Raw genomic sequence first — 9,416 nt, 5'->3', positions numbered from 1 at the left:
ATGTGCCATGCCGGACAACCGACAACTTTCACGGCCAACCGACATCTCGCCGACAACAACACCGGTCACACCGACAACTTCAGCGGATCCCTACAGGTGGCTGGAGGGATGTGTGTGGTGTGGGCATGGCGGCCTACAGGTTGATGCCGTTGGCTTTGGCCGTGATCTTGGTGACCAGGATCGCGATTACCGCGAGCGCGGCGACGACCAGCAGCGCGGTCACCAGCACGGTCTCGGTCGAGTATCCGGCCTCCGGTTCGCGGCGTAGTGCCTCGATCCTGGCGCGTAGCGTTGTCCACAATGCGGTGACAAAGTCATACATCGTGTTCTCCTTTCTTAACTGGCAAGCGTTTTTCAGAGTCCATTGAGGACTTGCGTTAGCGCGGGGTAGGCGATGAAGGCGAGAAACCCGAGGAACAACGACATGACCGGCAGCGACATGCGTTCGGTCGCGGCTTGGGCGTCGCCTTCGGCGTCGGTGATCTGGTGTGTGCGCAGCGCGGCGGCTTTGGCCGCGAGGCTGACGCGGACTTTCGCGCCTTCGGTGCCGGCCAGGCTGACCGACGCGGCGAGTTCGGACAGCTCGGTGACAGCGAGTTCGTCGCCGAGCTGGCGCAGGGTGGCCCACGGGGTGGTGCGGGTCAGCCGCGCGGTGTCGAGTGCGCGCTGGATCTGGGTGAACGCCCAGCCGTGCCCGATGGCTACCGAGTCGTTGAGCGCGCTGTCCACACCGGCGCCACCGGCCAGCGTGATCCACACCAGATCCAGGTACGCCGACAGCGCGTGCCGGAACCCGGCCCGCAGCTTTGCCGCCTCGGACTTGGCGCGCAGATCCGGAAACAGAAAGCCTGCGCACGCCAGGACCAGGCCCGCGATGATCGGGAACTCGAAGCCCAGCGATAACCCGGCCAGGGAGAGCAGGATCTGCAGCAGTGCTGGGGCGAGGATCCCGGCGACGGCGAGGATCGCCTTCTCCGCCAGATGCGTGGACACCGGACGCCCGATGACCGTCAAGTCACGAGTGAGCCGGTCGCTGGGGAGTCCGAGCGCCCGCAGCGGGCTGACGAACGGGCGGCCCAGTTTGGCGGCGAAGCCGGTGTCGTCGGCGGTCACGATCGGCGGAGGTGCCGGGGGAGCGCTGCTGCGCGCGAGGATCGTGCCGAGTGCGGGGCGCGGCGGGAACAGCCACACCGCGAGCGCCCACAGCCCAATCCCGGCTCCCGCGCCCAAGGCCAATGTGGTGATCATGGCGTCACACCTGCCTTTCCACGGCCAGCGCTGCGGTGGATGAGCCGGAGTTCATGCCGGGGCAGGAGAGGAACCTCACCGGTTCGGCGACTTTGGCGATGCGCACCAGCCATGCGAATCCGATAGAGAAGAGGGCGCCGATGCCGAGCAGCACGATCTGGCCGCTGGTGGAGTCGTAGGCGGACAGGTAGGACCGGTTGAGCAGCACGACCGCGACGGCGAACGTGAGCGTGGTGCCTACGATCACTCGCACTGAGGTGCGGGTGCGGGCCCTGCCCGCTTCGACCCGCATCCGCATCGAGGCCTGCTCGCGGGCGGCGTGGGCAAGTGAGCCGAGCAGGTCGCCGAGCTGGCGAGCCTGCTGCTCGGCGGCGAGCACGAGTGCGGCGATCACGAGGTCACCGGTGGGGTCGGCGAGCTGCTCGGCCAGCCGGCGCAGCGACGGCGCGAGCCGCTCCCCGTTCTCCAGCCGGGCAGCGAGTTCGGACAGGTCGCCGCGGATCGCGGTCGGCGCCAGTGGCGCGGTAGCGAGGATCGCCTGCTCTAGTCCGGCGGCGGCGGAGAGGGTGTCGCGCAGCATCTCGGTCCAGGTGGCGACCGCTTCGATGCGCGCGACCCGGCGAGCGTGCTCGGGATCGCGGCCGAGAACGCGCGGGACGGCCCAGCACGCCAGCCCCGCCAGGATCGCGCCGACCACCCAGCCGGTGGCCACCCCGGTCAGCACAGCCACCGCCAACGCGATGACCAGCCGTGGCAGCCGGTGCGGGTCCCGCTGCCCAGCGTGCCGCCGGGGCCGGTGCGGCCGGTCTGGATCCACCCCACGCCAGCCGATGACCACGAGCAGAAGACCGGCTCCGGCGCCGCCGCCGAGCAGCGCGGCCACGGTGACCGACAGGCTCAATGACGTTGTCATGACGGCCACCACCCGTCGGGCTGCTCGAGCACGCCGGGGTCGAAGCCGACATCGACGAGGTCGTCGAGGGTGTCGGTGCGCAACGTCCCGGCGACCGGGCAGGCGCGCCGGTCGGCGCCGGGCCGGTACACCTCGTTGGACACGACCTGCGCGCCGTCGGCGTCGACGACCTCGCGGATCGAGGACACCACGCGCGTCGTGCGGTCGGTGCCGCGGGCGAGATGCACGACGAAATGGACCGCGCTGGCCACCAGCAGATTTGTAGCCTCGAGCGGGAGCCGTTCGACGCCTTGCGCGGCATAGGAGGCGAGCCGGGTGAACGCGATCCGCGAGCTGGACGCGTGCAGGGTCGCCATCGAGCCGTCGTTGCCCTGGCTCATCGCGTTGCACATCGGGATCACCTCGGGCCCGCGGATCTCGCCGACGATCACCCGGTCCGGGCTCAGGCGCAGCCCGCAGCGGACGAGTTCGGCTTGGGAGATCACGCCTTCGCCTTCGATGTTGGCCTCGCGGGCTTGGAACGCGGTCACGTCGGCGTGGATCTCGGGGTCGAACTGCAGACCGAGTTCGAAGGCGTCCTCGATGGTGACGATCCGCTCCATCGGGTCCATCTCCGCCGCCAGCGCGCGCAGCAGCGTGGTCTTGCCCGCTCCGGTGCCGCCGGTGATCAGGATGTTCTTGCGCGCCTTGACCAGCGCGCGCAGGAACTGCTCGAGACCGGGGTCGAGGGTGCCGCGGGCACGCAGCTCGGCCAAGGTGGCGGTGAGGTAGCCGTGGCGGCGGATCGACAGCGCGGTCACCCCGCCGTCAGTCACGCCCATCACCGCGAACAGCCGCTCCCCACCCGGCAACTGGAGGTTGAGGATGGGGGAGCCCTGGTCGAACCGGCGTTCCTGGCTCGACGCCCGCGCGGCGAGCAGCCGCACCAGATCGGTCAGCTCCTCGTTCGACCCGGCGATCGGCCCGACCTGGGCGCGGCGGCCGTCGTTGTACTGCACGAAGACCCGGTCGAACCGGTTGACGTTGATCGTCTCTACCGCCGGGTCGTCCAGCAGCGGCTGCAAGCCGGCCATCCCGAACAGCTCGTTGACGACCTCGCCGATCACCCGCTGCTCGAGGTCGCGGCCCACCAGCGCCCGGTTGTCCATCAGCTCGCGTTCGCTGTGCACCGCGACCGCGTCGTCCAGGATCATCCGCGCCAGCGTGTGCCGGGACTCGCGGGTCACGGTGGCGCCGGTGCGGCGCTGCTGGGCTTCGACCTGCTTGGGCAGCTCGGTGGCCAACGTGTCGCGCAGATGCTGACGCAGTCGCTCTTCGGCGGCCGAGGTCTCGACAGCCAGACGATCCTGCACGGGAATCGCCGCAGCCGGTGCCTGCGGTCGCAGCGGCACCAGAGGCGGATACCGGTTGCCGCTCACAGGCCGGCCATTGACGGGCACGTTCATGACGCCGCACCTCCCCGAGGCGCTTGGTCATCGAAGCCCGGCTGGGCAGGCCGCGGGGCTGGCGGCGGGCGAAGGCCATGGACCGCCACGAGGTTGTCGGGCACACCCGGTACCGCACGCAGAACAGGCGGCTGAAGGACAGGAACGACCTGCTGCGGCACCTGCGCGGATTCTGCCGACGCTGCCAGCGTGCGCGCGACTGTGTGCGCGAACCGGCCCAGCGGCGAGTGTGACGGTCCAACCCGGCGCCACCGGAAACCGCACGGCCGACCACAGAGCACCGCCGCGCCATAGACATCCTCAGGAACCCTGCCCCACGGAGACACGCCCAGTTCGCGAGCGACCTCCGTCGTGGAATAGCCGTCTCCAACGAGCAACAGCACCGAACGCCGCGCCCAGCGGCCGACCTCCGGCAGCCGCCGCGCCAGGTGTGCCAGGTCGTCCGCGCGGGATCGGGCCAGCAGCACCATCACGTCGGCGGCACGCACGAACGGCATCGCCGATGACCCAGCGTCAACCCGTCCGCAATCGACGATCACCGCTGCCCCCGGCTGATCCGCGGCCAGGCGCAAACCACCCGCATGCGCCGGGCGATCGGAGGTCAACGCCAGCAACGCCGCCCGCGCTCGATCCGCGTCCGGCGGGGCCGACACCACCAGCAGCCCACCAGGTAAGGACTGCGTGTGCTGCCACGCCAACGCGGGGTCGGCACTTCGGCGCCCGGCCACCGTCAGGCTCACCAGACCGGGTGCCGACTCGAGACCGAACCGTGTCGCGATGTCACCACCTGATGGATCGGCCTCGACCAGCAGCGCCCGAGCAGGTTCCGGCCAGCGAGCCGCCAACGCGACCGACAGTGTGGTCACCCCCGGTGACCCTTTCAAACTGACCAACGAGATCAGCATCAGCGCCCACCTCCCGCCAGCATCACCAGCGACACCTGCCCGGCCGGCACCGCGGCGACCTGGCGAGCGACCGCTTCGGCCAGCTGCACCGACACGACCGTCACCTGCTCGTTCGGCGGCGAGGTCACGCTGACCACCGTTGCCGGCCACGACGGTGCGGATGAATCCGGTGCCGGTGGACTTGCCACCGCCGCGCCGGCAGGGTTCGGCACGAACACCACCGTGACTCGCGTTCCTGCTGACACTTCGGGAGGAACCTGGCCCGATTTCAACGACAGGGAGGCAATGGCTTGTCCCGCAACAGGAATCACGGGCGCACCGAGTGAATCCCGCGTCAGCAGGGAACCTGCGGCGAGGCTGGTGGCCATCGTCTTGCCGACCACGGTGTTCGCCTGGGAGGCGTCCAGAGTGGCCACGTCGGGATCGACCGCCACACTGGCTTGGCGCAGGTCTTGGGCGGTCACCACGTGGCCGACTGGGACGGCGCGTACCAGCGCGAGGACGGGGCGCCGGTCGCCGGCGCTCACCGAGATCAGCACGAACCCCGCCGCGCATGCCACGACCAGCAGCCCGCCGAGCGCCAAATGGGGGATGCTCCGGCGACGGCCCACCCCACGCAGCCGTGAGAACGTCGCGGGTTTTCTTTTCGAGCTCAACCACGGCGTATCGGCGGTGCGGTCGTTGTCGGTTTGAGTGTCATTGGTGGTGCTCACGCAGGGCCTCCAGGCATGGGGGTAGTACGCCGCGTCGCCATGTGGAGATCGGCGTTCGGATGGACGAGTTGGTTCTGATTACGTTGTGAGGAGCGGGGATCCGCTGGAGAAGGTCAGCGGCCGCCGTTGTTGAGCGCTTGGGATTCGGCGACGCGGAACGCCGCCTCGCCGGTCGTGGTCATGTCCGGGAAGGTGCCGCCCTGGCCCGCGCCGGACCACGACACGGTCCAATGCACCGTCGCAACCACCGCAAACGCTTGCCCAGGTTGACGAGCAGACGAGATGCGATACGTGTGACCGCAATCCGGCGAGGACGCTTTCGGATCGTTCCCCGCGCGGAACGGTGTCCCCGCACCGCGGCAGGTCACCGTGCTGCCGTCACCCATCGACCAGGACACCGACGTCGGAGTTGCCACCGCCGTCACCGACACACCCGGCACCGACGCTGTCGCCGACACAGGGCCCCAGCCACCGGAGAGCCACACCCAGGTGGGCAGGTTCACCAGCTGATCCCCGACCGGGTTTACCGCGATCGTCGGGGCAGGCAGCCGCAACTGCTTGCGCGCCATCTGCGCGAGCTCAGCCGGTGAAGGCAACGCGGCGGCGCCCGGTGCTTGCCCATCCGCGATCCACACCGGCGGCCGGTACAGCCCGTCCCGGACGCCCGAGGTCGAGCATTTCCAAACGTACCAAGCCCCTGGCTTACCCGGTGCCGGCTGCGCGGCCAGCTGGCCAGCGTCCGACCTCGAAGGGCGCGTGTAGGCGGCAGGGTGTACAACGACACCGGAGTTCGCTGATTTGGTGAAGGACGCCATCGCGACTCCACCGGCTGGAGGCTGATAATTGCTCTTCACATACGAGCAACTCGCCAATGTCGACTTACCGCCTACGACGGTGTCTCCACTGTCTTTCCCGCTGTTGCCAGAACCAGGCTTACCTGGATTCTTGTTACCACCACCAGGTTTCTCGCCGGGCTTCGCAGGGGTTCCGCCCTTGCCCGCACCTAGGTCACAAACGGGTGTAGGGTTCTGGCTGCAGGCAGCACTGCCATAGCCGTCATCGCCAATTGCTTGAGCGGTTATGCAGAGCAAGCTGGCAGCTATGATGCTGCTGATGATCGTGATGCGGTGCATGGTCAGCACGTCCCGACATCGTGTACGCCAAAGTCTGAAACCTTCCAGGACCCGTCGGCTTGCTTCTCGACGATGGCATTGATCAAGCGACGGCCGCCGGGTTTGTCATCGGAGAGCTGGCCGTTGTCCGCGCGGTACTTCAACCACTTCGTCGAGTCACCGCAGTCGGTGACGATGATCTTGAGCGGATCGAGTGCGGGCTCCGCGGAGGTTACGTTCGGGCTCATGGTGGGCTCGCCCTTGGTCACCAAGCCGTTGTAGCGGTCGGCGTACAACCCGCGAGACATGTTCGTGAGTGCGATACCGGTTGCGTGCCGTCCGAGTTCCGGTGACTGCCAGTCCGAGGTAGCGCCCGCCGCGACGAAATCGCGCCACATACCGGTGTATGCGGCGAGTGCCTTTTGCTTCGCCTGATCCGCAGGTGAGGCGGGTGACGGCGTCGTCGCCGATGTGGCCAGGGGAGTGGTGGTGGCAGCTCGAGAAGTCTGGTCGTCGCCCGAGCTGCACGCGGTCACGGTTACCAGGGCTGTCGTCGCCACGCAGAGCATTCCAGCGGTGATCTGCGCCTTGGTGGTCCGTGCTCCCATTGCGTCTCCTCGGTTCGGCGACGTCGGAACGTCGAAGATTGTCAGCATCACTGTCATACACCGACTTGGTGCGGCGATTCCGCAGTACGAGTGGTCCGAACCGTTCCTTCCTCGGGTGGCGAAGAAGGTGTCACTCAGTCGGATGAACGCTGATGCGGGGTCGTGCTCGCTTGTCCACAGTGGTGGAATGGCGAAATTCCAGCTTCCTGTCGCCGGCAGGCGGTAGTCGTGGCGGGCTGGTTGATGGTCGGCTACGTCCTTCTCGGCAGTGCGGTAGGCACGGTGCTGAGCATCGCCGCCGTTCGGGTGTACGCGTCGGAACGGCAGAGTTGGCTGAGCGGACGGACGGCGAGCGCGGTCGCGACTGCGGCACTGTTCGCCGAGCTGGCGTGGTGCTTCGGCGCTCGCGCTGAGCTTGTTCCCTACGGCATCCTCGCAGCCGTCTGTGTTCCGCTCGCCGCGGTGGACCTCGCCGAGATGAGACTGCCGAGTTCTCTGGTGTTGCCGCTTTACCCAATCTTGGTCAGCTTGTTCGGCGCGATAGCGGCCATTCGACATGACGCCGCCGGCTTCCTGCGTGCGGCGGGCGGATGTATCGCGATGGGTTGCTTCCTGTTGGTGCTGGCCGTGGCTTACAGAGGCCAGCTTGGTGCTGGTGATGTCAAGCTCGGTGGCGTGCTTGGCTTCGCGGTCGGCTGGGTCAGTTGGCCAGCTGTGTGGGCGACCGCCTTTCTGTCGGCAGGACTGGCTTTGTTGGTTCAAGTCAGCCTGCGTGCTCGCCGTGATCGCGGTGATCTCGCGTTCGGGCCTTTTCTGATCGTTGGCATGTTCATCGCGCTGGCCTTGGCGAGCAAGTAGCGTTCCGACATCTTTCAGGACTTGCGGCCGCAAAGGCGGGGACGGACGCGTCGGCCTAGTGGGGTAGGGGGATGATGAGCGGTAGTTCGGGTGAATCGCCACGCCGACGCCAGCAACGCGACTCGGGACTGATGAATTCAGGGAGTAGCTCATTTGAGTCAGCCTCTCTGTGCGGTATGACGACTCTGTTTCCGAAGTGGTACACGCCGGCGACCCAACCGCTGAGCAGGTCGCGGGGAGGTGTCACCTGACGGTCATTCAGGCGCCGACACAGGCTCGTGGTTCAAAGGCAATCGGTCATCGAGAACCTTCCTTCGTGTCTTGCTGTTGTGCACGGATGTGCTAAGTCTGTCGCTTCTGTGGCGGTGATTCTCACGGAGCGCATGCACTTCGAGGCTCAACTGGTTGACTCATGTGGTCGCGTGTGGACCGCCATGAACTGGAGATGCACCATGTCCTCCGTGATCACGTGATGAGGATGTGACGGGCGTCTGGGGATGGGGAATCGTGTTCGACGCCCGTCACGCCTCGCGAACTCCGAACTCGTCGGAGCTGCGACTGGGGATCCTCAGGTAGGGATCGGGACCCGATGCTCGGTGTCGAGTTGTTGGCGCGGGAATTGACGTCGGCGACGGCAACTCGATCTTCAGATGGGAGGTGTGCTCGTAGGGGCGTGGGTCGCTGGCGTCGATCCCGAAGAGCTGTGGCTACAACTCGACACGGGCGAAACTCGGGTCGCCATGGTTAAGGTTGCTGCCTAGTGCGCGAACATTCGTCCCGGGGCGGTCAGCACCAGATGCCGCCATTCCACCAGGCGTCCACCACACGCCAGCGAATTCCAGGTTGAAGATTGTTAATGCCGGGGTGCACACACACTTCATGGATGCCGCCCCAGATGTCCTGGGCATCGACCATGACCGTCATGCCGGTCCCGGCATCGCAATGGCGGTACATGCCCATCGGGTAGTAACCGCAAACATCGGTGATCGATTCTGTGTCGAGTGGCGTGACAACCCTTGCGGGCGCGTCGATGTAGTTCTCGGCATGCGCTGTGACGGGGATAAACATCAGCGTGAGTGCGACGGCTGCTCCGCATGCAGTACGTCGTGCTGCTGACAGTGTCATCGCTGGTACTCCTTCCAGGAAGTGTGAATAGATGGTTCCCGCGTGTTCGGCGAGGGCGATGGAGTTGTGGACGCTTCGTTTCGAAGCTCAGCCGTTCAGTAGAGGCCGGGCGTGCAGCCAACGCGGCCGTTGAATGAGGCGCCTGTGACCTTGACGTACCACGGGAGGATGGGTGGCAGGTAAGTGAGACCGGGGCCGACGCAGACTCTGAAGCTGGAGGCCGGCCACGTCTTGGTGTCGAGTCCGACGTTATCCAAGGAACCGCAATGGCGATACATGCCGTCGTCGTTGTAGCCGCAGGCATGGCCAGCCGCCGTCGCATCGATGAAAGCTGGGGTCTCAGTGGCCTCCGCCTCAGTCGGCGTGGCGACCACGGCCAGTATCAGCGGAATACTGCACAGGATCACGCTGACCGCGTCGCGCCGACGTTCCCGCGACACCCACCTCGTCTTGTTCTCCAAGAAGCTCTGATTGTTTCGCATGGCTCCA

At 66.8% G+C, this 9,416-nt stretch carries 11 protein-coding genes; 1 reads left to right on the top strand and 10 read right to left on the bottom strand.

All coding sequences use genetic code 11. The features are described from left to right. Window positions 1–133: 133 nt before the first annotated feature. The 8 genes from ACFV15_RS31035 to ACFV15_RS31000 form a co-directional block, all read right to left on the bottom strand. Window positions 134–322: a hypothetical protein gene (locus tag ACFV15_RS31035; protein ID WP_378354706.1), complete on the bottom strand. Its 189-nt coding sequence runs from the start codon at window positions 320–322 to the stop codon at window positions 134–136. Window positions 323–354: 32 nt separating this feature from the next. Continuing rightward, window positions 355–1,248, bottom strand: a complete 894-nt coding sequence (locus tag ACFV15_RS31030; RefSeq protein WP_378354704.1) for a type II secretion system F family protein — start codon at window positions 1,246–1,248, stop codon at window positions 355–357. A 4-nt stretch (window positions 1,249–1,252) separates the two neighbouring features. After that, the gene (locus ACFV15_RS31025; RefSeq protein WP_378354703.1) at window positions 1,253–2,161 is read right to left on the bottom strand and encodes a type II secretion system F family protein; all 909 of its coding nucleotides are present in this window, start codon (window positions 2,159–2,161) and stop codon (window positions 1,253–1,255) included. Next, the gene (locus tag ACFV15_RS31020) at window positions 2,158–3,606 is read right to left on the bottom strand and encodes a CpaF family protein (RefSeq protein WP_378354701.1); all 1,449 of its coding nucleotides are present in this window, start codon (window positions 3,604–3,606) and stop codon (window positions 2,158–2,160) included. Before ACFV15_RS31020 ends, ACFV15_RS31025 begins: the two co-directional genes overlap by 4 nt. Next, window positions 3,603–4,472 (bottom strand): chromosome partitioning protein, encoded by an 870-nt coding sequence (locus tag ACFV15_RS31015; protein ID WP_378354699.1) that lies wholly within the window; start codon window positions 4,470–4,472, stop codon window positions 3,603–3,605. The genes ACFV15_RS31020 and ACFV15_RS31015 overlap by 4 nt, the downstream gene beginning before the upstream one ends. A 38-nt stretch (window positions 4,473–4,510) precedes the next feature. Next, a complete protein-coding gene (locus tag ACFV15_RS31010) occupies window positions 4,511–5,224 on the bottom strand; it encodes an SAF domain-containing protein (RefSeq protein WP_378354698.1) in 714 nt (237 codons plus the stop codon). Between the two features lie 113 nt (window positions 5,225–5,337). Next, entirely contained in the window at window positions 5,338–6,039 is a 702-nt protein-coding gene (locus tag ACFV15_RS31005; protein ID WP_378354697.1) for a hypothetical protein, read from the bottom strand. Between the two features lie 320 nt (window positions 6,040–6,359). Next, window positions 6,360–6,944, bottom strand: a complete 585-nt coding sequence (locus ACFV15_RS31000) for a hypothetical protein (RefSeq protein WP_378354695.1) — start codon at window positions 6,942–6,944, stop codon at window positions 6,360–6,362. A 228-nt stretch (window positions 6,945–7,172) separates the two neighbouring features. Between ACFV15_RS31000 and ACFV15_RS30995 the strand changes: the two genes are divergently transcribed. Continuing rightward, on the top strand, window positions 7,173–7,802 hold the full coding sequence (locus ACFV15_RS30995) for a prepilin peptidase (protein ID WP_378354694.1): 630 nt from the start codon (window positions 7,173–7,175) through the stop codon (window positions 7,800–7,802). 786 nt (window positions 7,803–8,588) lie between these two features. Here ACFV15_RS30995 and ACFV15_RS30990 read toward each other — a convergent pair. Then, the gene (locus ACFV15_RS30990; RefSeq protein ID WP_378354692.1) at window positions 8,589–8,927 is read right to left on the bottom strand and encodes a DUF6355 family natural product biosynthesis protein; all 339 of its coding nucleotides are present in this window, start codon (window positions 8,925–8,927) and stop codon (window positions 8,589–8,591) included. A 95-nt stretch (window positions 8,928–9,022) separates the two neighbouring features. Then, the gene (locus ACFV15_RS30985; RefSeq protein WP_378354690.1) at window positions 9,023–9,409 is read right to left on the bottom strand and encodes a DUF6355 family natural product biosynthesis protein; all 387 of its coding nucleotides are present in this window, start codon (window positions 9,407–9,409) and stop codon (window positions 9,023–9,025) included. Window positions 9,410–9,416 lie beyond the last annotated feature (7 nt).

Source organism: Amycolatopsis sp. NPDC059657 (assembly GCF_042734395.1).
In the GTDB taxonomy this organism is placed as follows: domain Bacteria; phylum Actinomycetota; class Actinomycetes; order Mycobacteriales; family Pseudonocardiaceae; genus Amycolatopsis.
The sequence above is the reverse complement of the archived record's forward strand: the minus strand, read 5'-3'. Positions and strand labels throughout refer to the sequence as shown.

Coding starts and splice junctions, on each gene's coding strand:
- ACFV15_RS31035 (WP_378354706.1), bottom strand. CDS start 322: ATGTATGACTTTGTCACCGCATTGTGGACAACGCTACGCGCCAGGATC.
- ACFV15_RS31030 (WP_378354704.1), bottom strand. CDS start 1,248: ATGATCACCACATTGGCCTTGGGCGCGGGAGCCGGGATTGGGCTGTGG.
- ACFV15_RS31025 (WP_378354703.1), bottom strand. CDS start 2,161: ATGACAACGTCATTGAGCCTGTCGGTCACCGTGGCCGCGCTGCTCGGC.
- ACFV15_RS31020 (WP_378354701.1), bottom strand. CDS start 3,606: ATGAACGTGCCCGTCAATGGCCGGCCTGTGAGCGGCAACCGGTATCCG.
- ACFV15_RS31005 (WP_378354697.1), bottom strand. CDS start 6,039: ATGGCGTCCTTCACCAAATCAGCGAACTCCGGTGTCGTTGTACACCCT.
- ACFV15_RS31000 (WP_378354695.1), bottom strand. CDS start 6,944: ATGGGAGCACGGACCACCAAGGCGCAGATCACCGCTGGAATGCTCTGC.
- ACFV15_RS30990 (WP_378354692.1), bottom strand. CDS start 8,927: ATGACACTGTCAGCAGCACGACGTACTGCATGCGGAGCAGCCGTCGCA.
- ACFV15_RS30985 (WP_378354690.1), bottom strand. CDS start 9,409: ATGCGAAACAATCAGAGCTTCTTGGAGAACAAGACGAGGTGGGTGTCG.